This window comes from Micromonospora desertarenae (assembly GCF_056150265.1).
Genome location: NZ_JAXCFQ010000010.1, coordinates 98543 through 122814, shown reverse-complemented (window position 1 = coordinate 122814; position 24272 = coordinate 98543). Strand labels below are relative to the sequence as shown.

The window sequence follows — 24272 nt, the reverse complement described above, 5'->3', positions numbered from 1 at the left end:
GTCACCTGCCCTTCGTGGAGGCCGGGGCGGGTCGGCTGGCCCGGGCCGGCCCCTCCCGCCCACGGATCTGCGTGATGGTCACCCGGATGCCGCGCCGCACCCGGGGAAACGTCGACGAGCCGAGAGCGCCGGCCGCGAGCAGCCCGGCCGCCACCACCAGCCCGGGGATGCCCCGCCCGGCGGCCAGCACCCCGGCGGCCGAGGCGGCGCCCACCCCGGCGGCGGTGACCGCGCCGGCCCGCAGCAGCGCCGCGTCCAGCAGTGGCTCGCCGACCACCGCCCGGGCGCAGCCGTACGCGGTGAGGTTCTCGGTGGCGATGCCGGCCGCCCAGGCCAGCGCGGCGCCGGTGGCACCGTGGCCGGGGATCAGCCACAGCCCGAGCGAGACGGTCACCAGCAGCCCGGCCAGCGTGGCGAGCAGGTGCAGCCCGCTGCGTCCACCCATCAGCAGCAGGCTCTGCACGTTGCCGACCCCGGTGTTCACCAGCATCGCCAGGGCGAGCACGGTCATCGCCGCCGCGCCGGCCCGGAACTCCGCGCCGAACAGGTCGAGGAACGCCACCCCGAAGACCGCCAGCAGCAGGTACACCGGCCAGGACAGCACCAGCCCCCAGGTGGTCAGCTGCCGGTGCACGGCGGCCGCGGCGGCCCGCTCCCCCCGGCCGAGCAGCCGGGACAGCTGCGGGGACACCGCCACCCGCAACCCCTGCATGGCCAACTGTCCGGCCAGGACGTACCGGCCGACCGCGCCGAACACGCCGGCGTCGGCCGGGCCGGCCAGCACCGAGGTGAGCAGCACCCCCACCCACATGCTGCCGGCGTCGATCGCGGCCGAGGCGGCCCGGGGCAGCGCGAACCGCCAGAACAGCCGCCAGTCACCCGGCTCGGGCCGCAGCCGCGCGCCGCGCCCCAGCCCGAGCGGGCCGGCGACCAGGGCCAGGCAGACCAGCAGGGCCGCCGCGGCCGGGAGCAGCCAGCCGGTCATGCCGGCGAGCAGCCCGGCGCCGGTCAGCGCCGCCGCGCCGACCAGCGCCGGGCGGGCCACCGGGAGCAGGAGGAACTGCACCCCGACGTACGCCCGGACGGGGCGTACGCAGCGCAGCGTGGCGAGCAGCAGCATGGTCGCCGCCACCACCGGCACGGCGGCGAAGGTGACCGCGAGCAGTGGCCCGGCGGCGGTGTCCGGGCCCAGCAGGCGAGGTGCGAGCGGGCCCGCCGCGAGCACCCCGGCCACCGCCACGGCGGTCGCCACCAGCAGCGGCGGGACCAGGGCCACCGGGAGCAGCCGGGCCGCGTCGCCCCCGGCCCCGGCGCGCCGCCGGGGCAGCGCCCACATCAGCCCGGTCTCCGCGCCGAGGGTGCAGATCGCCGCCGCGACGGTGACCACCCCGATCGCGGCGAAGATCGCCCCGGAACCCGCGGTGCCGTAGCCGCGGGTGATCACCACGGCCAGGACGAAGCCGAACAGCCCGCTGGTGGCCGCGCCGACCAGCCCGGCCGCCCCGCTGCGGGCGCTGCGCCGGGTCTCCGCCGTACGGTCGGCGCCGGCTGGCGGGGGCGGGACGGGACGGGTGGTGGCGGTCATGCCGGCACCGCCTCCGCGGAGCCCGGCCCCGCCCGCCGCTCGGCGCCGGCCCGCCGTTCCCGCTCGGTGAGCGCCAGGGCGAACGAGATGGCGAAGAAGGCGACCGCGAGGTTCTGGTTGGCCATGCCGTAGAACGGGATCTGCACCAGGCAGACCACCGGCACGACGGCCAGCCACTGGCCGGCCGCCGAGGTGGCCCGGGCACAGTTCACCGCGGCGGCCACGAACCAGGCCAGGAAGCAGAGCAGCGCCGGGACGCCGTGGCTGAACAGCACCAGCCACAGTTGACCCTGGCTGCCCACCGGCGCGGCGGCGGTGACCGTATCGGCGGTGACCGGTGCGCCGTAGCCGAGCCACGGCGAGTCCTGGATCCGCCGGAGCACCTCGGCGTAGAGCGAGAGCCGGTCGGCGTTCGTGTCGCTGGCCTCGACCCGCTCGTCGATCAGGTCGGCGATCGGGATGACCAGGGCGGCGAGCGCGCCGATCACCACCACCCCGGCCAGCGAGGCGGCCACCCGCACGTTGCCGCGCAGGCTGGCCCGGACGCCGAGCACCGCCAACCCCGCGCCGAGGCTGAGGAACATCGCCCGGTTGAGGGTGAGGAACGCCGGCGCCAGCGACACCGGCAGCGAGCCGAGCAGCACCCAGCGCAGCACGCCCCGGCGGCGCAGCATGGTGAAGGCCACCACGCAGGGCAGCGTCATCGCGAACGCGCTGCCGTAGTTGTTGGTGTACGCGAAGGGCGCGGCCGGCCGGTAGATCGGATCGAGCGACCGGGTGCTGTACTCGGCGGTGGTCAGGTGGACCATGTCCTGGATGAACGGGTGGCCGGCGATCCCCGCGGGCAGCAGCACCTCGGTCGGCGTGGTCAGCGCGAACCGCGGCGCGAGCACGCTCAGCCAGCCCAGCACCACCAGCCCGAGCCAGAACGCGCAGAGCGGGACCAGCACGGCCGCCTGGTCGGGGCGCTCCCGCGCCACGGCGTACACGTAGCCGCCGACCACCAGCGCGGTGAGGTAGAAGGCCAGCCGCAGGCCGAAGGTGAGCAGCGCGGAGCCCGACGGCAACTGGGTGGCGCTCACCACGACGAGGCCGAGAAAGAGCAGCCAGAGCCCGGTGGCCGGCGGCAGCGGGATCCGGCCCCGGGTCAGCAGCAGCGCGAACAGCAGCGCGCCGAACAGCGGCCAGCCCAGGTAGAAGCCGCCGGCCAGCCACCAGAGCGGCACCAGGCCGAACATCGCCGCCAGCGGCCAGAGCGGCAGCCGGGGCGGCGGCGGGTCCGGCGGCGGCGCCGGTGCCGTACCCGGGCCGTCGCCGGCCGGTTCGGTGGTCGCCGGGGCCCGGGTGAGCGGCACCGGTCAGCCCCGACCGCTGCGGGTCAGCACGAACCCCAGCGGGGTGACCCCGGCGGCGCGCAGCCGTTCGGCGAGCCGGCGCAGGTCGCCCTGGCGGGTGCGGTCCCGCTCGACCACCACCACGGCGGTGCCCTGCCGGGCCACCGCGACCCCCCGCTCGTCGGACTCCGCGGGTGGCGCGTTGTACAGCACCAGCCCGTGACCGGCGCACTGCCGCCAGGTGCCGAACCGCACGCTGCCGGCGCCCACCGGCACCGCGTCGGCACCCGGCGTCCGGCCGTTGCCGGTGTCGGCGGTGTCCGCCGTCAGGGGCAGGGTCAGCGTGGCGTCGGACTCGGTGGACGGCCGCGCGCCGACCGGGTGCGGGGACGGCCGCCGGGCCGGGGCCGGCCGGGCCGGGCCGCCGCCGGTCGCCGAGCCGCCCGGGCGGGGTCGGGGCACCGCCGGGCGGGCCGGGTCGACGCCGATCGGCAGCCGCGCCCGGTCGGCCAGCACGGCGCCGCGCAACCGCTCGGCGCGGCCGTGGTCGTCGGCCACGAAGACCTCCCGGCCGCCGGCGGCCAGCGCCACCGCCAGGCCGGCGGTGAGCGCCGTGGCGTCCTCCCGGGGGGCCAGCAGCGCGACCCGGGTGGGCTGGCGCACCCGCTCGGCGACGGCCATCGCCACATACCGCACGTCGGCGTCGACCGCCCGCCCCCGGGAGCGCGGGTGGCGGCGCCGCACGGTGCCGAGCAGCGGCAGCCCGGTGGCGTCCCGCGCCTCGGCCACCGACCGGATCCGGCGGTCCGCCGACTCCCGGACGTAGGCCAGCACCACCCCGGCCAGCAGGCCGCCGAGCAGCCCGGCGAGCAGGTGCAGGGGCCGGTGCCCGGTCGCGGAGACCAGCGTCCGGTCGGCGGTCCGGGTGACCCAGCCGGGGTTGACGTCCACCGCGGCGATCTCGGTACGCGCCGCGTTGAGCTGGGTGAGCTGGTTGTTGATGCCGGCGAGTTCGGCCACCGCCGCGTCGACCGCGCCGTCCCGGGCGGCGCCGATCCGCTTCTGCAGGGCGCTCTGCTGCGCGGCGACCCGGGCGATGCTGTCGTCGTAGGAGCGCAGCATCTCCGCGCGCTGCTTCTCGTACATCGTGCGGCGCACGTCGAGGTAGGCGCGGGCGGCCAGGTTGGCGCTCTCCACCGCCTGCCGGGCGTCCGACGCCCGGTAGACGAAGCGCAGGATCTGCCCGCCGGTGGGCACCTCCACCTCCAGCGCGTCACGCACCTCGCGCGGGTCCCGGCCACCGGCGTCGGCGAGCCGCTGCACCACCTCGGTGCCGGTGGCGATGCCGCTCTCCACGTTCATGTTGACCGCCCGGTCGGCGGCGGCCCCGCTGGGCGTGAAGGCGTCGGTGACCACCGGCCGGACCGCCACCACCGCGTTGGCGGTCACCGCCGCCGGGACCAGGAGCAGGTAGCCCGCGGTGGCCAGCAGGCCGACCGCGGCCGCCACCGCCACCAGCCGGAACCGGTGCAGCGGCACGCGGAGCAGGTCGGTCAGGGTGACCGTGCGGCCGGGTGGGGACCCGCCCGCGCCGTCGCCGGGCCAGGAGCCGCCAGGAGCGTCAGCCATCGAACTTCTTCACCATCTGTTGGGGGTTGCCGACCACCACCACCCGTGGCGGCACGTCCGTGCGGACCACCGTCGCCGCGCCCACCACGCTGTCCCGGCCGATCCGTACACCCTTGAGCACCAGGGCGTGGGCGCCGATCCAGACGTTCTCCTCGACCACGATCGGGGCGCGGGTGGCCGGGGTGGGCGGGTCGTGTCGCAGGTCCGGGGACAGGTTGTGGAAATCGCTGTCCAGCAGTTCGCAGTTCGACAGCAGGCACCGGTCGCCGATGGTGACCGCACTCCAGGCGCCGATCCAGGTCGCGTTGAGCAGGCAGTCGGCGCCGACCCGGACCTCGCCCGGGCCGGCGAACCGGACCAGCTTGTTCAGCCGGGTGCGGTCACCGATGCTGACCCGCACCCCGCGGCGCAGCCGGATCCGGCCGCGGATCTCCACGCCGCGCCCCAGGGTCAGCCCGGGATAGCGCAGCCGGTACCAGCCGCGCTTGACAGCGAAGACCGTCCGTACCACGAGGCCCCGGCGGATGCCGCCCGCGCCGACCACCGGCCCCTCCTCACCTCGCGGGGACCGATCACAGTGGATCCACCGGCCCGACGCGCACCATACCGACTTTCCGTTACGAACCGTAGCCGCTCACTGTACGGAGAAGAACATCGACGGGGTCGACCAGCTCAGCCCGGGTGCCGGCGGGGCGATCACGGTGGCCGCCGCGCCGTCGACCGCCGGGGCGGCGGACGGGTCGAAGGGCACGGCGCGCAGCGTCCCGTCGGTGGCGCCGTAGACGATCCGCCCGCCCACCCAGGCCATCCCCCGCACCGCCGACCAGGTCACCCCGGTGGTGGGCAAGCTGAACTCGGTGGCGCCCAGGTAGTTGCCGTCGATCTCGAAGTACCGGTAGTAGAGCGCGTTCGCCCCGGCCCGGGTGTAGTAGAGCCGGCCGTCGAGGAAGAACGCGCCGGTCATCGCCGCCGGGTTGAACCAGTCGTTGTAGCCGGACGCCTCCCACGGCACGCCGATGGCGCCGCCGGTGAACATGGAGATGTCGATGCGGCTGCCGGTGGGCGTGCCGGCCACCGCGTGGGACCAGTAGATCCGGTCGGCCACCCGCCAGGTCGCGCCGGCGGCGGTGTAGTTCGGCTGGCTCACCGTGGCCGGGGCGCCCACCGACGTGCCGTCGAACGGCACCCGGGCCAGCACGCCGCTGCCGGTGCCGAGGTAGAGGTTGCCGGTGGTCGCCGTCGGCGGGTTCCTCGGGGTGACGGCGCGCCCACCGGCGAGCGGGAACATGCCCAGCCGGCCGTGGTACTCCTCGCCCATCCCGTCCGAGTTCTGCCCGAAGTAGAGCCCGTCGCTGCCCCGCCAGAGCACCGGCACCGCCGAACCCCAGGCGCTGGTGCCGGGCGGCAGGGACGCGCCGCCGCTGCGCCGCGGGTTCCAGTTGACCGGCAGGCCGGTGGCCGGGCTGACCGCGGCGATGCCGAGCCGGTCGATCGCGCCGTCGCCGGCCCGGTCGCTGGCGTTCGGGTTGTTCAGCCAGCGGAAGTGCCCGCCCAGGTAGATCACCCCGTCGGCCACCTCCACCGAGGTGATGGTGTCGTTGCCGGTGAAGTCGACCCAGGTGGCCAGCTGCCCCCCGCCGCGGGCGGCGGTCTCGAAGCGGACCAGCGCGTCGCAGTACGCCGCCGGCCAGCCGGCGCCGCCGTTCGTGCCGACCACGAACCAGCTGCCGTCCGCGCCGAAGCGGATGTCCTGCACGTAGTGCACGAAGGTGGCCGGCGCCGCGCACGGTGGCGCGAACTTCTCGGTGCTCCAGTCCCGCACGGTGGGCGTGCCGGCGAGGTCCACCAGGGCGAGCTGGTTGCGCGGCAGGCCGTCGACCAGGGTGAAGTTGCCGCCGACGGCGAGGGTGCGACCATCCGGGGTGACGTCGATGGTCCACACGTACGACCCGGTGCCGTGCCGGCCGACGGTGGCGTCGACGGTGAAGGTGGGGTCGATCGCGCCGGTGGTGGCGTCGAGCCGGCCGAGCCCGGCGTGCGCGGTGCCGTTGAGCCAGTTGAACGCGCCGGCGACGTAGAGCCAGTTGCCGCGCAGCACGAGGTCGCGCACCGTGCCGCCGTCGGAGCGCCCCTCCCAACCGCCGACGATCGCCCCGGTGCTCGGGTTGAGCGCCACCAGGTTGCGCCGGCTCACCCCGTTGACGGTCGTGAAGGTGCCACCGACGATCAGCGTGCCACCCGGCCCGGCGACCAGCGCGTTGACAGCGCCGTCCAGCACCGGCAGGAAGCTGGTCGAGATCGCCCCGGTGGCCCGGTCGTACGCGAACAGGTAGCGCTGGGTGGTCCACGCCGCGCCGGCGGTCCGCCGGATCTGGGTGAAGCTGCCGCCGACGTAGACCATGGTGCCGACCTGGGCGAACGCGCGGGTCTCGCCGTCGCGGGCGTGCGGGGTCAGGTCGGCGGGGTTGGTCGCGACCAGGGTCGCCGGCGCGGGCGCCGGCACCACGGCGGCGGCCGCCGGGGCCGGCACGACCAGCGCGGCGGCGACGACCGCCAGCGCGACCATCCCGGCCCGGGCGCGGCAGCCGACGGAACGCCGGGAGAGCGGGAGTGTGGGCACGCGGCGCCTCCAAGGTGGACGACAACCCACGTAGCGTGACCCGACGGGCACGGTGGGCGATATCCGCCGATTGGCCGGCCATCGTGTCGCCAAGGTGACGCAGCGCGAGCGCCTGCGGATGTCGGAAGGACCTCGCGCCACCTTACGTCATCACGACGCCACGCAGGGTCAGCGACCGCCGCCGGTGGGCTGCCGCAGGTAGGGGTCCTGCCCGGCCCGGATGAACCCGGCCAGCGCCGCGGCGTCGTGGTTCATCGTCATGTCGCACCGGCTCGACCGGGTGGTCATCCCCGCCGAGTTGAAGTAGATCGCCGCCTTGATCTTCGGGTGCGCCTTCAGCGCCGCCGGGAACTCCTCGAACCAGCGCCGCTTGGCCGTCGGGTCGGCCGCGTCGAAGTTGGTGCCGAACTCGGCGAGCATCCGCGGCTTGCCGGCGCCGACGCCGTGCTCGTCCAGCCAGCGGTAGAAGCCGCCGACCGTGGTGGCCGGGCTCTTCCACACGGTGCTGCCGTTGCAGACGTGGAAGTTGTACGGGTCGTAGGCCACCCAGTCGACGTAGCGGTCACCCGGGTAGAGGCCGGCGTAGCGGTGGTGGTGGCCGGACCAGCCCATCATCGTCCACACCCACACCGCGTTGTGCGCACCGGCCGCGGCGAACCGGTCGTGCACGTGTCGCCAGGCCCGGACGAAGTCCGCGTCGCTGCCCTTGGCCGGCTCGTCCTCCGGCTCGTGGTCGAAGCCGAGGAAGACCGGCACGCCGGCGGCCCGGATCCGGCCGGCGACCGCGTCGATCGTCGCGTCGTACCGGCCACTGTAGACGTCCTGCCAGGTCAGCACGGTGCCGGCGGAGAAGATCCGGGACTCCCAGGCGAAGAAGAGCAGCCGGCCCTCGCGCATCTGCTGCCGCTCGTACGCGTCGGGGAAGGCGCCGTTGCTGCCGGTGCCGGAGAAGTCGTGGTAGCGGTGCACGATGTCGAACCTCCGGCCGACCTGCGCCTCCACCTCGGCGACCGCCCGGCCGTGGTCCCAGCCGGTGGCGGCGCTGGCCGGCGTGTACATCCCCCACCAGGCACCGCAGGACGGGACCAGTTTCTCCGACACCTGACCGCAGCGGCCGGCCGGCGTGCTCGGCGTCGGGTTCGGCGTGCTCCGGGTCGGGCTCGGGCTCACGCTCGGCCGCCCGGCGGCGGTCGTCGGCCCGGCGGACGGGGTGGCCGGGGCGGTCATGGTCGGGCTGGGCCGGGTGCCGACGTCGTAGCTGAGCAGCAGGCGGGGGCGCAGGTCGGGATCGCGGTGCTCGCTCGACGCCCAGTAGACCCGGGTCTCCAGGCCGGTCTGCGCCAGCGCCACCGTCCAGGTCCCGTTGCCGCGCACCAGCCCCGAGACGTCCCACTCGTTGAACCCCCGGGCCACCCCGGCGACGCTGTCCAGGCTGGCGCCCGCCGGCGCCGGGGCCGGGCGGGCCGGCCGGGCGTCGATGGCGGACGCGTGCGCGGTGACCGTGGCGGCGAACCGCTGCCAGGCGTACACCCGCAGGGTGGCGCGGACGTTGACCGCGTTCGCCGGCAGGTCGCCGACGGTGAACGCGAGGACGGCCTCCCGGGCACCCCGGGGGTTGCCGTCGCAGCGGGCCGGGCAGGTGGCCAGGGTGCTCTTCGCGCCGTTGTCGCCGTCCTGCGGCACCGCCGTGGCGGTGGTGTCCGCGCCCGCCGGGACGGCGAGGTCGTCGGCGGCCAGCAACGGCACGGTGGTGGCCAGCAGGCCGGCCACCACGAAGACGCCGAGGACGCTCAGTACCAGCGCCTTGCGGCGGGGGCCATCGAGCCGGGGGCGGCGGTGCAGTCCGGGCCGAGCCAACGCGACTCCCTGTGTCCGAAGTGGTTACGCACAGCAGCGTATCGACGGTAACGGTACGTCGCGGCGGGGACAGTCGGACCTAAGCGCGACTTAACCGACAGCTAAGCCGCCGGCACGGAATGCTCTCGCCAGGGCGGGTCAGCGGGCCGCGGCGAGCGCGGCGGCCATCGCGTCGCGGGGCGCCGGGACGCCGGTGAACTGCTCGAACTGGCCGATCGCCTGGGCCAGCAGCAGGTCGAGCCCGGAAACGATCCGGCAGCCGGCCGCGCCCGCCGCGGCGGCCAGCGGCGTCGGCCACGGGTCGTAGAGCGCGTCGAAGAGCACCGTGCCGGCCCGCCAGCCGACCGACCCGGCCAGCGGGTCGGCGACTCCCCTGGGCACGGTCGAGACCACCACGTCGGCCCGGCAGCGGTCGGCGGCGTCGGCCCAGGGGGCGCCGGTCAGCGGGACGCCGAGCGCGCGGGCCACCGGGCGTAACTCCTCGACCGCCGCCGCCCGGCGGGCCACCACTGTCACCTCGCGGGCATCGAGACGGGCCGCCGCGGCGAGCGCCGCCCGGGCGGTGCCACCCGCGCCGATCACCGTCACCGTCGCGCCGGGGCGCACCCCGGCGTCGGTGAGCACCTCCACCATGCCGCCCACGTCGGTGTTGTCCGCGTACCACGAGCCGTCCGGCCGGCGTACCAGCGTGTTGGCGGCGCCGACGGCGGCAGCGACCGGCGAGGCGGCCGCGGCCACCGCGAGCGCCGCCTCCTTGCCCGGCATGGTCACCGACAGCCCGGCCCACTCCGGGCCCAGGCCGGCGACCAGGTCCGGCAGCTCGGCGGCGGCGCACTCGATCCGGTCGTACGACCACCCGGTCAACCCGGCCGCCGCGTACCCGGCGTTGTGGATCACCGGGGAGAGCGAGTGCGCGATCGGCTTGCCGAGCACCGCCGCCCGCCGTCGGACCGTCATCAGATGACCCCGGCCTCCCGGGCCTTGGCCATGTTGCGCTCGTGCTCCGGGTAGGTCTCGGCGAAGGCGGAGTGCCCTTCCTTGTCGATCGCCACGAAGAAGAGCCACTTGCCCGCCGGCGGGTCCATCGCGCCTTCCAGGGCCTGCTTGCCCGGGTTGTTGATCGGCGTCGGCACCAGGCCCCGCAGCTTGCGGTTGTAGGGGTTCTTCGGGTTGTCCAGGTCGGCGGCGGTCATGTCCTTGGACGCCTTGGTCTCCTGGCCGGTCAGCTCCAGGTAGTAGTTGACCGTGACGTCCATCTCCAGGCAGTTGCACGGGAACTCGCCGAACACCCGGTTGTAGGCGACCCGGGCCACCTTGCCCAGGTCGTCCTTGTTACCCGCCTCCGCCTGGGCCAGCGACGCGACGATCAGCGCCTCGTACGGGCTGATCCCGCCGCGTTCCTTCTGCACCCGGTCGGCGAACTGCATCTGCCCGGTGACGGTGAGGAAGTTCTCCACCATCAGCTTGAGGATGCTCTCGGCGGTCGCCTTCGGCGGGATCTCGTAGGTGTCCGGGAAGAGGAAGCCCTCGATCGACGGCTTGACCTTCTTGCCGTCGGTGCGCTTGAACCACCAGTCCGGCACGCCGAGGGCGATCGGGTCCTTCGCCGCCGTCTCGAACTCCTTCACCGGGATCTTGGTCTTCTCGGAGAGCAGCTTGTAGACGTTCTTGGCGGTGCGGCCCTCCGGGATGGTGAGCCCGTTGACGACCCGGTTCTTCAGGTCGAGCATCGCGGCGACCGCGCTCTCCCCGCTCATCTGCTTGCGCAGCTTGTACAGGCCCGGCTGGATGTTCTTGCTGCGGGAGTTGTCCGCCGCCGCCTCGATGAACGCCTTGGGGCTCTTCACCACGCCGGCGGCGTGCAGCGCGTCGGCCATGTCGGCGATCAGCGCGCCCTGCTTGATCTCGACCATCACCTCGCCGGTGCCGGTGCCGTCGTAGTCGGGCGTGACGAAGTAGTTCTGGATCCGGTCGAAGCCGTAGAAGGCGCCACCGCCGATGCCTCCGAGCAGGACCAGGGCGAGCAGCAGGGCCAGGACGGTCTTGCCCCGGCCGCCCGAGCGTCGGTTCCGCTTCTTGACGAAGCCGCGCCGGTGCCGGCCCTTCTCCCCCCGCTCCTGGTCGTCGAACCCGAGGTCCAGATCGTCAATCATTACGTCCGCCTCCGCTGCGCATCCAGCCAGCTCTGCAGAATCTCCACCGCGGCGGCCTGGTCGACCACCGCCCGTTGCCGTTTCCCCCGGACGCCACGCTCGGCAAGCCTACGAGACGCCACGACCGTCGACATCCTCTCGTCGGTGAGCGCTACCGGAACAGGCGCTATTACATCGGCCAAGCGGTCAGCGTACGCCTTCGCGTGGACGGCGGCCGGACCGTGCTTGCCGGCGAGGTTGACCGGAAGGCCGACCACCACCTCCACCGCCTCGTGCTCGCTGACCAGCGCGGCGAGTTCGGCGATGTCGCTCGGCACCGCGTCCGGCGCCGCGGTGAGGTCGCGGGCGAGGGTGACCAGCGGGGTGGCCAGCACGCCGTGCGGGTCGGAGCGGGCGACCCCGACCCGGACCTGCCCGACGTCCACGCCGAGCCGGACCCCGCGCGACAGCTCCGTCACCGCTGGTCACCCACCCCGGAACGCGAACCAGGGCGGACCGGGCCGGTCCGCCCTGGTCGGGCTGTGTCGCCCATCACGCCTCGGCGATCGCCTTCTCGACCGTGAGCAGCAGGTTCGCCGCCTCCGCCGCCGGCAGGCCACCGCCCTGGGCGAGGTCGGGGCTGCCCCCGCCGCGCCCGGACAGGGCCGCCTTGACCAGGTCGGCGGCGCCGATCCCTCGGCTCCGGGCGGCCTGGTTGACCGCCACCACCAGGGACGCCTTGCCGCCCGCGCGGGCGGCGACGGCGACCACCGCCGGCCGCGCCGGGTCGATCTTGCCGCGGATCTCCTGGGCCAGGGTCCGCACGTCGTTGCCGCCCGCGCCCTCCGGCGCCTCGGTGCCCACGTACGCGACCCCGCGCACGTCCCTGGCCTGCGCGGCGAGGGCCGCCGCACCGCCGAGCACCAACTGGGCGCGCAGCTTCTCCAGCTCCTTCTCGGCGTCGCGCAACTGGGTGACGGTCTGCTCGACCCGGTCGGCGACCTGGTCGCTGGGCACCCGGTACAGCTCGGCCAGCCGGGCGACCAGCAGGTGCTCGCGGGCCAGGAAGTTGAACGCGTCCATGCCGACCAGCGCCTCGACCCGGCGCACCCCGGAGCCGATCGACGACTCGGAGAGGATCTTGACCAGGCCGAGCTGGCCGGAGCGGGCCACGTGGGTGCCGCCGCACAGCTCCCGGGCGTAGTCGCCGACCTCGACGACCCGCACCTCCTCGCCGTACTTCTCGCCGAACAGCGCCATCGCGCCGATCCGGCGCGCCTCCTCCAGCGAGGTGATGAAGGCGTGCACCTCCAAATCGGCCAGGAGCACCTCGTTGACCTGCTGCTCGACGTCGCGCAGCACGCTCGGCGCCACCCCGGTCGGGGTGTTGAAGTCGAACCGCAGCCGGCCGGGCGCGTTCAGCGAACCCGCCTGGGTGGCGGACTCGCCGAGGAAGTTGCGCATGGTCTGGTGCACCAGGTGGGTGGCGGTGTGCGAGCGGGAGATGGCCCGCCGCCGACTGGTGTCGATCTCCGCGAAGCCGGTCTGGCCGGGCCGCACCTCGCCCCGGACCACCCGGGCCCGGTGCACGATCAGCCCCGGCACCGGCTGCTGCACGTCGAGCACCTCGACCTGGCCGTCGCCCACCGTGATCATGCCGTGGTCGGGCTGCTGGCCACCGCCCTCGGCGTAGAACGGGGTGGCGTCGAGCACCAGCTCGATGGTGTCGCCCTCGACCGCCGCGCCGACCGGCCCGGCCGGGCCGAGCACCGCCCGGACGGTGGACTCGCGGGACACCTCGCTGTAGCCGGTGAACCGCACCGGGCCGCCCGAGTCGAGCACCCCCCGGTACGCCGACAGGTCGGTGTGCCCGGTCTTGCGGGCCTGCGCGTCGGCCTTGGCCCGGGCCCGCTGGTCGGCCATCAGCCGGCGGAAGCCCTCGGCGTCCACCGAGAGCCCCTGCTCGGCCGCGATCTCCAGGGTCAGGTCGATCGGGAAGCCGTACGTGTCGTGCAGCTGGAACGCCTTCTCGCCGGAGAGGCTCTTCCCGCCGGCGGTCCGGGTCTCCGCGATCGCGGTGTCCAGGATCGTGGTGCCGGCCCGCAGGGTAGACAGGAACGCCTCCTCCTCCGCGTACGCGTAGTCGGCGATCCGGTCGAACTCCTCCGCCAGCTCGGGGTACGAGGGGGACATGCAGTCCCGGGCCACCGGCAGCAGCTCGGGCAGCGCCCGGTCCTGCCAGCCGAGCAGCCGCACCGCGCGGATCGCCCGGCGCATGATCCGGCGCAGCACGTAGCCGCGCCCCTCGTTGCTCGGGGTCACCCCGTCGCCGATCAGCATCAGCGCGGTGCGCACGTGGTCGGCCACCACCCGCAGCCGCACGTCGTCCGGGTGCGACTCGCTGGCCACGTGGCCGGAGTGCGCGCCGTACCGCTTTCCGGTCAGCTCGGCGGCCTTGTCCAGGATCGGCCGGACCTCGTCGATCTCGTAGAGGTTGTCGACCCCCTGCAGGATCGACGCCATCCGCTCCAGGCCCATGCCGGTGTCGATGTTCTTCGCCGGCAGCTCGCCGAGGATCGGGTAGTCCTCCTTGCCGGTGCCCGGGCCCCGCTCGTACTGCATGAAGACGAGGTTCCAGAACTCCATGTAGCGGTCCTCGTCGACCGCCGGGCCGCCCTCGCGGCCGTACTCCGGGCCGCGGTCGTAGAACAGCTCGGAGCAGGGGCCGCACGGGCCCGGGATGCCCATCGACCAGAAGTTGTCAGCCTTGCCGCGGCGCACGATCCGCTCGGCCGGCACGCCGACCGAGCGCCAGATGTCGTACGCCTCGTCGTCGTCGAGGTAGACCGTCGGCCAGATCCGCTCCGGGTCGAGCCCGAAGCCGCCCTGCTCCTGCGACTTCGTGACCAGGTCCCAGGCGAACGGGATCGCCCCGTCCTTGAAGTAGTCACCGAAGGAGAAGTTGCCGTTCATCTGGAAGAACGTGCCGTGCCGGCTGGTCTTGCCGACCTCGTCGATGTCCGGGGTGCGGATGCACTTCTGGACGCTGACGGCCCGCCGGTACGACGGGGTCTGCTGGCCCAGGAAGTAGGGGACGAACTGCACCATGCCGGCGTTGACGAACAGCAGGTTCGGGTCGCTGATGGCGGGCAGCGGAGCGGACGGCACCACGGTGTGACCGTTCGCCTCGAAGTGGGCGAGGTACCGCCGCTTGATCTCCGCCGTCTTCATCGCTGGTGTTCCTCCGGAAAGATCTCTCGGTCGCCGATGCGCGGGTCCTCCCGCAGGTCGGCGAACTGGTCGTCGAAGGCCTCGCCGCGGGCGAACGCCTCGTGGATCTCCTGCTCGCGTTCGGCCATCCCGGTCCGGACGTCCTCCACGAAGCTACGCAGCGACTCGACCAGCCCGCCAGCCGATTGCGACAACGAGCCGGCGATCCCGGCCGGCGTGTACGCCTGCGCGGTGCGGGTCGCCTTGCGGACCACCACCACGCCGACAGCCAGGCCGATGCCCAGCCAGAACAGCCGCCTCATGCTCTCAACCTCCTGGTCGCCGGCGGTCAGCGGTTGCCGCGCTTGGCGGCCCGCCGCTGCTGCTTGATGGTGTCGCGCACCTCGCGCTCGGTCTCGGCGTGCCGGCGGGCGGCGGCGGCCTTGCGGACGCCGTAGCCGAAGGCCGCCACCTTGACCAACGGGTTCGCGGCCGCGGCGGAGACGACGGTGGCCAGGTTCGCCACGTTGGCGGTGATGTTCTGGGCGTGGCTGGTCATGGTGTCGACCTTGGCCAGCTGCAGGTTCACCCCGTCCAGCGAGGTCTGCACCTGCTCCAGCGCGGTGTTCACGTTCTTCACCGTGGCGTTGACGTCGCCGAGCAGCGGCGCGGTGCGGTCGTTGAGGTCGTTGATCATCCGGGTGGTGGCGTCCACGGTGTGCCGCAGCCGCAGGATGGGCAGCGTCAGGATCAACACCAGCATCGCGAACGCGATCGCCGCGATCAGCGCCGCGACCTCTCCAAAGTCCACGCCTGTCCTCCTCAACCAGGGGGTTCTGCGGACCGACGTCCGCGAACCGCACGACCCTTGCCCATGCCGGCGCTCGGCGACCCGGGACGGGCCGGCGGGAGCAGCCGGGCCCGCCAGCCCCAGACCCTACCGTCCGTGATGGAAACCGGCTCAGGACGGTGAGGGTGTCACTTCGCCCAACGGGTCCTCGGTGAGGGTCGGGAACGGGTCCTCACCGGTGAGCGACGGGTCGGTGCTCGGCTGGGGTCGGGTCCGTTCGTCGTCGATCGCGTTGCGGACCTTCACCGACACCAACGATCCGGTGCACCCCTGCGCTGCGGCCGACGGGCTGGGCGACGGCACCACGGCCGGCTCGCCGTCGACCGGCGGCGGCGTGCAGGTCGGTTCGCGCACCCACAGATCCAGGGTCAGCTCGTCCCGGCGCCAGCAGGTGTAGCTGCCCTTCGCCGGCTGCTCCGGGCAGCGGGCCACCTTCCACTGGCGCCAGCCGTCGGCGGCCAGCGCCGCCTCGTAGGCCCGGGCGGTGTCCTCCGGCGACCCCTCCGAGGTGACCGTGCGTTCGCGCAGCCGGCAGTCGAGCAGGCACCAGCGGCTGCCGCTGACGTCGTCGACCGTCTTCACCGCCGCCCAGCTCGGCACGTCCAGTTGGTCGAGGGTGTCGAACACCGGGTCGCGGCTGAGCGTACGGATGCCGAAGAAGAGTGGGACGGCGCCCAGCAGCACCACGCTGACCAGGGCGAGCACGGCCATCCGGAGCCGGCGTCGCTCGCGGATCTGCCGGCGCAGTTCGGACCGGGCGCCGCGCAGCCCACCGGCGGCCGCGGCGTCCGGCTCCGCCGGATCCGGGTCCGCGGCCCGGCGCAGCGGCGCCCCGCTCACCGGCTCGGGCTCGGGCCGGTCGGCCGGCGGCACCGGCGGCGGCACCACCGCGGCGGCGCGGGCCACCGCCGGTGGCTCGGGCGGCGGCACGGGCGGTACGCCGGAGGGTTCCGGCCGACCCGGCTCGCGGTGCGGCGGCGCGGCCCGGCCCAGGGACCGGTCCTCCGGGCCGGGTCGGGTCGGCGGGCCGGGCGGACGGGCCGTCCCGGTCGCCCCGGACGGGGCGGGCCGGGGGACGTCCCCGGACGCCGGCCGTCCCCGGTCGTCCCCGCCGACCGGGCGGCCCGGCGCGGTGTCCGGGCGGGCCACCCCGGGCGGCGTCACCCCGGCCCGGGCCACCCCGGGCTGGGGGCCGGCCGGACGCGCCACGCCGGGCGGGGTGGCGCCGGGCGGGCCGGCCGCGGGGCCGGCCGGGCGGGCGACCCCGGGCGGGGTCGCGCCCCGGCGCACACCGCCGGGCGGGGTGGCTTCGGGCGGGGTCGCGCCCCGGCGCACACCGCCGGGCGGGGTGGCCTCGGGCGGGGTCGCGCCCCGGCGGACGCCGCCGGGCGGGGTGGCCTCGGGACGACCCGGCTCGGCGCCGGGGCGGGCCCGGCCGACCGGCGCGCGACCGGGCTCGGCGGGCGCGCTGTGGCGGCCGCCGGCCGGTGGCGCGGCGGGGTGCGGACCGGGCGGCAGCTCCGGATCGGCGGCGTGACCGGGTCGCCGGCCAGCCGCGGTCGGTGGCCCGGCGGGCCGGTCCCGGCCGGCCGGGGCGGCCGGGTCGACGGCACGGCGGCCGCCGGTGGGCGGTCCGGAGGGCGAGGTCGTCGGGCGGTCGATGGTCGGCAGCGCCGGGTCGGTGTGGTGGGCGCGGCCGGCCTGCCGGAGCCAGTCGGCCGGCCGTTCCGGGCGACCGCTCCGGGCGGCGGGGCCGCCCGGCGAGCCGGGTCCGCGCTGGGGGTGCGGTTCCGCCTCCGGCGGGCCGGCGATCCGCGCGGCCGGATCCTCCGGTGCGGAGCGCCGACCCCGGGACGGCGGGCCGTCGGCGACCCGCGCACCACCGCTGGGCGCCTCGGTCTCGCCGGCCGCACGGCGGCCGCGCACCGGCGGCTCGGTCTCCTCCGCCGCACGGCGGCCGCGCACCGGCGGCTCGGTCTCCTCCGCCACGCGGTGGCCGCGTACCGGCGGAGCCGCTTCGGTCAGCGCGTCCACTGCCGCCCGGCGATCGGCCGCCGGCGAGCCGGGCAGGGGGTGCCGGCCGCGCGGACCGGCCGGGGGCGGCGTCGGCTCGGCGCCGGGTACCGACGGGGCGTTGCCGGTCAACGGCACCGGCGGGGCGTTGCCCGTCATGGGTACCGGCGCGGTGCCCCCGGTCCGGGGCGCGGGCGGCTCGTCGGCGGCCCGGCGGCGACCACCACCGGGCGCGGGACGGGGGACGGCGCCACGGCCGCGGGCGGACGCCGGGTCGACGCCCGGAGCACCCGCGGTCGGGCCGTCCGGATGCGGCCGACCGGCCGGATCGGCGGGCAGGCCGGGCTCCGCCGGGCCGCGCCGGGACCGTCCGGCCCGCGGCTCGCGCTCGGCCGGACCGGGGCGTGGGACGCCGGCCGGGGGCTGTGGGCCTCCGGGTACCGGCACTCCGGCCCGGCCGGCGGGCGCGCCGCCGGGGCGGCCGGGCTCGGTCGGCTCCCCCGTCCGCGGCGGCCCGGCCATGCCGGCACGGCGCGGCGCGGCCACACCGGGGGCCCCGTCCTGGTCCGGTCCGACCGGCCGGCGACCGGCGTCCGGGCCACCGGTGACCGGCGGACGGGCCGGGTCGGCCGGGGCCTGGCCCCGGCCGGCCGGTTGGCGCGGCGGGCCGACCGGCGCGCCGGAGACCGGGCCGACCGGAGCCCCGGAGACGGGGCCGGTCGGTCCACCGGAGACGGGGCCGGTCGGTCCACCGGAGACGGGGCCGGTCGGTCCACCGGAGACGGGGCCGGTCGGTCCGCCGGAGACGGGTCGGGGGCGCCGGTCGGCGCCGGGGGGCGGCCAGCCGCCGGCCGGCGGTGGGCCCTGCCGGCCGGGCGGGCCGGCCGGAGCGACGGGACCGGCGCCGGGCGCCGCCGGGCCGCCGGGGTGCGGGCGGTCCGCCGGGCGGGGGGGCTCGGCCGCGCCGGGCCAGGGTCCGTCGACCGGACGGGCGCGGGGCGGCTCCGCCTCACCGCGGCGGTGCGGCGGGGGCGCGGCCGGGCCGCGCGGGGTGTCCGGGCCGGGTGGCACCGGGGCGCCGGGGCGCGCCGGCGGGACCGGCTCGGGACCGCCGCCGCCGGGGCCCAGCTCGGTACGCTGCTGCTTGGCCGTACGCAGGTCGTCGATCCAGCCGAACTCCTCGCCGCTGATCGGCTCCTCCGGCTCGGCCTCCGCCTTGCCCCGGCCCCAGCGGCGACCCTTGGCGCGGGAATCGCGCCGCTCGTCCGGGCCGTCCTCCGGTCGCTCCGAACCACGCGATCTCACTGCTGACCCTCCCCGGCGGCGTTGCTGCCGCCTACCTGTGCCGCGCCGGCGCCCGGGCCCGTCGACCGACGGCCGTTGCCCGACCCGTCCCCCCCGACCGGCGCCACCGGTCGCGTGCTCTGCTCGGCAGCCGCACCCTCCGGCCGGGCCTGCGCCGGGGCGGCCGGCGCCGGCAGCCCCCGGACGATCCGCCGCAGCAGGGGCAGCCGGGTGGCCACCGCCCGCTCGGCGCCGTGCTGGCTGGGCTGGTAGTAGTCGGTGCCGACGAGGTCGTCCGGCACGTACTGCTGGGTGACCACGCCGCGCTGGTCGTCGTGCGGGTAGCGGTAGCCGGTGCCGTGACCGAGCCCCTTGGCGCCGGCGTAGTGCGCGTCGCGCAGCCCGCGCGGCACCGGCCCGCCCCGACCGGCCCGCACGTCGGCGATCGCCGCCCCGATCGCGGTGGTGGCCGAGTTCGACTTCGGCGCGGTGGCCAGGTGGATCACCGCCTGGGCGAGGTTGAGCTGCGCCTCCGGCAGGCCCACGTACTCCACGGCGTGCGCCGCGGCGGTGGCCACGCTCAGCGCGCCCGGGTCGGCCATGCCGACGTCCTCGCTGGCGAAGATGACCAGGCGGCGGGCGATGAACCGGGCGTCCTCGCCGGCCACCAGCATCCGGGCCAGCCAGTGCAGCGCCGCGTCCACGTCCGAGCCGCGCATGCTCTTGATGAACGCGCTGGTCACGTCGTAGTGGGCGTCGCCGGCCCGGTCGTAGCGGACCGCCGCCACGTCGACCGCCTGCTCGGCGGTGGCCAGGTCGATCCGGCCGGTGCCGAGCGCGGCGGCGGAGGCGGCGGCCGCCTCCAGCGCGGTGAGCGCCTTGCGGACATCGCCGCCGGCGAGCCGGACCAGGTGGTCCTCGGCCTCCTCCGCGAGAGTCAGCGCGCCGGCCAGGCCGCGCTGGTCGGTGACCGCGCGGCGCAGCAGGCCGCGCACCGCCGCGTCGTCCAGCGGCTGGAGGGTGAGCAGCACGCACCGGGACAGCAGCGGCGAGATGACCGAGAAGTACGGGTTCTCGGTGGTCGCGGCGAGCAGCGTGACGGTGCGGTCCTCGACCGCGGCCAGCAGCGAGTCCTGCTGGGTCTTGCTGAACCGGTGCACCTCGTCGATGAAGAGCACGGTCTGCGGCCCGCCCGAACGGCGCTGGCGGCGCGCGGTGTCGATCACCGCCCGGACGTCCTTGACGCCGGCGGAGAGCGCCGACATGGCGACGAACCGGCGGTCGGTGGCCCGGGCCACCAGGTGCGCGATGGTGGTTTTGCCGCTGCCCGGCGGCCCCCACAGGATGACCGACAGCGGTGCGCCGCCGGAGACCAGCTGGCGCAGCGGGGCGCCCGGTGCGAGCAGGTGGTCCTGCCCGACCAGCTCGTCGAGGCTCGCCGGGCGCATCCGGACGGGCAGGGGCGAATCCGCCGCCACCGGGGTGAAGCCGTCCACACCTGCGGAACCCGCGGGGGCGCTGGGCGCTCCGGCGGGTTCACCGAGGGAGAAGAGGGCGTCGGACTCCATCACGAGAACAGTACCGGGCCGGGTCCGCGACGCCGGAATCGCGCCGCTGACCCGGCCCAGGTGATCGCTTCCGGTCAGCCCCGCCCCGGGCGCCGGCCGTAGTACCAGCGACCCCGGCCGCCGCCGCCACCCGGGCCACGGCCCACCCCCGCCAGGTAGAGCGAGAGCAGCAGCAGGCCGATGAGCACGAGGGTGTTCCAGTTGAACAGATCCGGCGCGCCGAAGTTGGTGTCCAGCAGGTCCAGCAGCAGGGTGAAGGCGAAGACGATGGCCGCGAGAATGGCGAGCATGGCGTTCCTCCGGTAGGGGGGTCCCAGTAGGTCGCGCGGGATGTACCCAATCGGTCCGCGCGCCAATCTCCACCGTGGACCGCCCTGGTCACCGGTCCGCCGGGCCGGCGACGGCGACCCCCGCCGGGGCTCTAGGCTGGCCACATGATCATCGCCGACCAGGTCCTGGAGGGGCGGGACGCCATCCTGGCGGCCGCCGGTCACCACCCGTACGCCCGGCACGCGCTCTGGCACGGCGGGCGGCCGCGCGGCTGGCAGCGCGACGGCGCCCTGGTCTGGCTGCTCCCCGCCGACCACGGGCCGGCCGGCGGCGCGCTCGGCGGCGCCGGGGCGGCGGTCGAGGTGGCCGCCGGGCTGGCCGCCGCCGGGGTGCTCGAACCGGGCCAGTGGCTGCACCTGCCCCGGCTCGACCCGGCGGCACTGGACGGCCGGCTCGCGGTGGACCGGCACGACGAGTGGGACTTCCGCTGGACCACCACCCCGCCGCCGCCCCAGCCCGGCGAGGAGGGGGTGGTCCGGCTCACCGAGGCCGACCAGCCGGCGCTCACCGAGTTGATCGACCGCGCCTTCCCCAGCACCACCTCGCGCCCCGGCGACCCCCGGGTGGTCGACTGGTACGGCATCCGCGACGGCGGCCGGCTGGTCGCCTGCGGGGCGGACCGCAGCCGGGGCGACATCGGCTTCCTCGCCGGCCTGACCGTGGCACCCGACCGGCGCGGCCAGGGCCTGGGCGCGGCGCTCACCGCCGGGATGACCCGGGCCCTGTTCGCCGGCCACGACACCGTGGCGCTCGGCGTCTACACGGCCAACGTCGGTGCGATCCGCCTCTACCGCCGCCTAGGCTTCACCGACTCCCTCCCCCGCAGCTCGGTCCGGCTCAGCTGAGCCACGGCGACAATCTGCTGCCGGGCAGGGCCGATCCCGCGATCGGCACCGGCCCGGCAGCAGACGACCACCAGGTCAGCCGTTGTGCGCCGGGGTGGGGGCGGGGGTCGCCGGGCGTGGGTCCGTCGCGTCCTCCGGCGTGGTGCCGGGGGCCGGTGCTCCCCTGCGGTCGGCTCGCCAGGCGGGCAGGTAGAGCGGGGCGGCGACGGCCAGCACCACCGCGCCGACCAGCATGGCGGCGGTGACGCTGACCGAGTCGGCGAGCGCGGTGAGCACGACCGCGCCGACCGCGAAGCCGGGCTGGCCCATCATCGAGTTCAGCGAGATCACGCTGGTCCGGTACGGGCCGTCGACCTGCCGGTGCAGCAGCCCCATGTGCAGCGGGTTGGACGCCCCGTGCACGGTGTAGCAGGCCAGGTAGGCGACCAGCACCCCGACCGAGCCGGCGAAGAGCCCCATCCCGACCACCGTGGCGCCCTGGACGATGCGCAGCAGCGCGGCGCTCGGCGCGGCGCCCAGCCAGCGCAGCAGCAGCGGGGTGAGGGCGGCGCCGGCCGCGCCGGCCAGCCAGGCCGCCGAGTTGGCCGGCCCGAGCAGCGCCGCCGCCCGGTCCGGGTCGCCGACCACCTCGGCGAGCCGCACCGGCAGCAGCGACTCGAAGGTGACCATCCCGAAGCCCCAGAACAGCTCGACCGCGACCAGCGCGAACAGCACCCGGGAGCGACGCAGCAGGCCGACCGCCTGCCCCACCATCCGGGGCGCCTCGACGACCGACGCGCGCAGGGCGCCGGCGCCCCGGCCCGGACGGACCTCCCGCATCAGCACCAGCAGGGCGACCAGGGCCACCGCCTGGAGGGCGATCGCCACCAGTACCGGCACGGTGAGCGCGCTGACCGGCCCGACCGGACCGAGCGCGACCAGGCCGCCGCCGAGCAGCGCGCCGGCGCTGATCGCCACGCCGATGACGGTGCCGGCGTAGCCGAGGCCCGGCTCGTATTTCGCCTCCGGGTCGGCGGCCAGGGTGGCGTCGACGTACCAGGACTCCAGCGGGCCGCTGTCCAGCGCGCGGAAGACGCCCTGCAACGCCCAGACCAGGAAGAAGAGCGCGAACGAGTCGGCCACCGCGAAGAGCGCGAGGGCACCGAGGTTGATCAGCCAGGCGGTGACCAGGACCGGGCGGCGCCCGAGCGCGTCGGCGAACCCGCCGGTGGGCAGCTCCAGGGCCAGCACGACCAGCCCCTGGGCGACCGACACCAGGCCGATCTGGGACAGCGTCAGGCCACGCTCCTGCATCAGCAGGATCATCACCGGGATCATCAGGCCGGTGGGCAGCCAGCGCAGCCCGTGCAGCAGCAGGAAGCGACGCCGGACCTGGCGTACGGACAGGGCGCCCACGCCGCCGCTCCGCTTCGCTCCGCGCCGCCGTGCGGCACCTTCGCGCTGAGCCTGACGCTCGCTGCGCTCGCTCATCGCATCTCCTCGAACAGTGGGTAGGCGGCCACGAAGACCTGAACCTGTTCGGCGTCGGGCGCGTCGGAGTCGCTCTCCTCGCGGTAGCGCTCCAGCAGGTCCCACACCTCGGTCTTGAGCTGCTCCAGCCGGGCCGGCGACATGGTCATGAAGATGTCGCCCATGCCGAGGGCGTCCCGCCAGGCGGCCGACCACTCGTGCTGGCGGGCGAACCACCGCTCGGCGTGCTCCACCAGGAGCCGCACCTGGTCGCCCTGGATCCACTCGATCGCGGCCCGGGCGTCCGGGTCGTCGTCGAAGTCGGTGGGCTCCCAGTTGGTGACGTCGTGCGCGGCGCGCCACCAGCGCTGCCGCCCGCTGGCCAGGTCGGGGGCCTCGACGACGAGGCCGACCTCGGCGAGCTGGCGCAGGTGGTAGCTGGTCGCGCCGGTGTTGGTGTGCAGCAGCTCGGCGAGGGTGGTGGCGGTGGCGGGCCCCTTCACCCGCAACGCGCCGACCAGCCGCATCCGCAGCGGGTGCGCCAGCACCCGCACCTGCTGGTGGTTCAGCCGTACCGCGCGCGGCTCGGCTCGCTCGTCGTCCATGTATGCACAATATCTGTGCACACTTTCTATGCACAACTCTTGTGCATAGAAAGTGTGCACGAGCGAGGACGCGTGGCCGGTGGGGTCAGCCGGCGAGCAGTTCCCGGACGCCGCGCAGCCGGGTGCGTAGCAGCCCGGCGGCGCGAGCGGAGTCGAGGCGTACCTCGGTGGGCCGGAGCAGCCCGGCGGCGGCGCCGGTGGTGGTGGTCATGCCGGCCGGGTCGATGCCGTACCGGGCGGCGACCAGCAGCCCCAGTTCCGCGCGGCTGACCGCGTCCGGGCCGGCCACGTTGAGCGGGCCGGCGTAGTCGGTGGCGACCAGTTCCAGCACGGCGGCGGCCAGGTCGGTGACGTCGACCGGGCAGCGGAGCTCGTCGGTGAACAGGCGCGCCCGGCCGGCGAGGGCGTCGTGGCAGAGCTGGATCTGCTTGCTCCCCTCCCCCACGATCAGCGAGGTACGCACCAGCGCCGCGCCCGGGTCGAGGGCGCGCACCGCCGTCTCGGCGGCCGCCTTCGCCGCCCCGTACGGGAACACCGGGCTGGGCGGCTCGTCGTCGCCGTACGGCTCGGGGCGGCCGGCGTGCAGCGCGTCGCTGGAGATGTGCACCAGCCGGGCCCCCGCCTCGGCCGCGGCGTACCCGACGTGGGCCGCACCGTCCGCGGTGACCGCCCAGTCGCCGTACCGGTAGGGGGTGCTGACGACGGCGTCCGGGCGCACCTCGGCGACCAGCGCCCGGACCGCGGCCCGGTCGGTCACGTCGAGCCGCCGCGCCCGCACCCCCGGCACCGCGACCGCCCCCGAGTGGTACGTCCCCACCACCGACCACCCGGCACCCACGGCCCGCCGACACACCTCCCCACCCAGAAACCCGCTACCCCCCACCACGAGCAGGCTCATCCCGCCCCACCCCCAGCGTTGATCATGAATTTGTTGTCGTGACACGCCGAGGCGCGACGCAAC

At 75.7% G+C, this 24272-nt stretch carries 19 protein-coding genes; 1 reads left to right on the top strand and 18 read right to left on the bottom strand.

Annotated features, from left to right (window positions below; all coding sequences use genetic code 11):
* Position 1: 1 nt before the first annotated feature.
* From SM577_RS21085 to SM577_RS21015, 15 genes are all read right to left on the bottom strand, one after another.
* On the bottom strand, positions 2-1585 hold the full coding sequence (locus SM577_RS21085; RefSeq protein ID WP_474587784.1) for a lipopolysaccharide biosynthesis protein: 1584 nt from the start codon (positions 1583-1585) through the stop codon (positions 2-4).
* Positions 1582-2940 carry an O-antigen ligase family protein gene (locus tag SM577_RS21080; RefSeq protein WP_474587783.1) on the bottom strand — a complete coding sequence of 453 codons (1359 nt, stop codon included), beginning with the start codon at positions 2938-2940 and terminating at the stop codon, positions 1582-1584. Before SM577_RS21080 ends, SM577_RS21085 begins: the two co-directional genes overlap by 4 nt.
* A 3-nt stretch (positions 2941-2943) precedes the next feature.
* Entirely contained in the window at positions 2944-4548 is a 1605-nt protein-coding gene (locus SM577_RS21075) for a lipopolysaccharide biosynthesis protein (RefSeq protein ID WP_474581979.1), read from the bottom strand.
* Positions 4541-5092 (bottom strand): acyltransferase, encoded by a 552-nt coding sequence (locus SM577_RS21070; RefSeq protein WP_474587782.1) that lies wholly within the window; start codon positions 5090-5092, stop codon positions 4541-4543. Before SM577_RS21070 ends, SM577_RS21075 begins: the two co-directional genes overlap by 8 nt.
* 90 nt (positions 5093-5182) lie before the next feature.
* The gene (locus tag SM577_RS21065; RefSeq protein WP_474587843.1) at positions 5183-7114 is read right to left on the bottom strand and encodes a hypothetical protein; all 1932 of its coding nucleotides are present in this window, start codon (positions 7112-7114) and stop codon (positions 5183-5185) included.
* A 222-nt stretch (positions 7115-7336) separates the two neighbouring features.
* Complete coding sequence (locus SM577_RS21060) at positions 7337-9025, bottom strand: glycoside hydrolase (protein WP_474587781.1); 1689 nt, start codon at positions 9023-9025, stop codon at positions 7337-7339.
* A 138-nt stretch (positions 9026-9163) separates the two neighbouring features.
* Positions 9164-9982, bottom strand: coding sequence for a shikimate dehydrogenase (locus SM577_RS21055; RefSeq protein ID WP_474587780.1), 819 nt, complete (start codon positions 9980-9982; stop codon positions 9164-9166).
* The gene (mltG, locus tag SM577_RS21050) at positions 9982-11178 is read right to left on the bottom strand and encodes an endolytic transglycosylase MltG (protein ID WP_302921133.1); all 1197 of its coding nucleotides are present in this window, start codon (positions 11176-11178) and stop codon (positions 9982-9984) included. Before mltG ends, SM577_RS21055 begins: the two co-directional genes overlap by 1 nt.
* On the bottom strand, positions 11178-11636 hold the full coding sequence (ruvX, locus tag SM577_RS21045) for a Holliday junction resolvase RuvX (RefSeq protein WP_302921132.1): 459 nt from the start codon (positions 11634-11636) through the stop codon (positions 11178-11180). Before ruvX ends, mltG begins: the two co-directional genes overlap by 1 nt.
* A gap of 73 nt (positions 11637-11709) precedes the next feature.
* Positions 11710-14388 carry an alanine--tRNA ligase gene (gene alaS / locus SM577_RS21040; RefSeq protein ID WP_302921130.1) on the bottom strand — a complete coding sequence of 893 codons (2679 nt, stop codon included), beginning with the start codon at positions 14386-14388 and terminating at the stop codon, positions 11710-11712.
* Positions 14385-14690 carry a hypothetical protein gene (locus SM577_RS21035; RefSeq protein ID WP_474587779.1) on the bottom strand — a complete coding sequence of 102 codons (306 nt, stop codon included), beginning with the start codon at positions 14688-14690 and terminating at the stop codon, positions 14385-14387. The genes alaS and SM577_RS21035 overlap by 4 nt, the downstream gene beginning before the upstream one ends.
* 26 nt (positions 14691-14716) lie before the next feature.
* Positions 14717-15178, bottom strand: a complete 462-nt coding sequence (locus SM577_RS21030; protein ID WP_302921128.1) for a DUF948 domain-containing protein — start codon at positions 15176-15178, stop codon at positions 14717-14719.
* Positions 15179-15328: 150 nt separating this feature from the next.
* The gene (locus SM577_RS21025) at positions 15329-15985 is read right to left on the bottom strand and encodes a hypothetical protein (RefSeq protein ID WP_474582036.1); all 657 of its coding nucleotides are present in this window, start codon (positions 15983-15985) and stop codon (positions 15329-15331) included.
* A gap of 2546 nt (positions 15986-18531) precedes the next feature.
* Entirely contained in the window at positions 18532-20082 is a 1551-nt protein-coding gene (locus tag SM577_RS21020; protein ID WP_302921127.1) for a replication-associated recombination protein A, read from the bottom strand.
* Positions 20083-20156: 74 nt separating this feature from the next.
* Positions 20157-20372 carry a hypothetical protein gene (locus SM577_RS21015; protein WP_302921126.1) on the bottom strand — a complete coding sequence of 72 codons (216 nt, stop codon included), beginning with the start codon at positions 20370-20372 and terminating at the stop codon, positions 20157-20159.
* Between the two features lie 144 nt (positions 20373-20516).
* Between SM577_RS21015 and SM577_RS21010 the strand changes: the two genes are divergently transcribed.
* Entirely contained in the window at positions 20517-21257 is a 741-nt protein-coding gene (locus SM577_RS21010; RefSeq protein WP_302921125.1) for a GNAT family N-acetyltransferase, read from the top strand.
* Between the two features lie 75 nt (positions 21258-21332).
* Here the strand turns inward: SM577_RS21010 and SM577_RS21005 are convergent, their stop codons facing one another.
* From SM577_RS21005 to SM577_RS20995, 3 genes are all read right to left on the bottom strand, one after another.
* Entirely contained in the window at positions 21333-22652 is a 1320-nt protein-coding gene (locus SM577_RS21005) for an MFS transporter (RefSeq protein WP_474587778.1), read from the bottom strand.
* Between the two features lie 71 nt (positions 22653-22723).
* Positions 22724-23311, bottom strand: coding sequence for an ArsR/SmtB family transcription factor (locus SM577_RS21000; protein WP_474587777.1), 588 nt, complete (start codon positions 23309-23311; stop codon positions 22724-22726).
* Between the two features lie 85 nt (positions 23312-23396).
* The gene (locus SM577_RS20995; protein ID WP_474587776.1) at positions 23397-24209 is read right to left on the bottom strand and encodes an SDR family oxidoreductase; all 813 of its coding nucleotides are present in this window, start codon (positions 24207-24209) and stop codon (positions 23397-23399) included.
* Positions 24210-24272 lie beyond the last annotated feature (63 nt).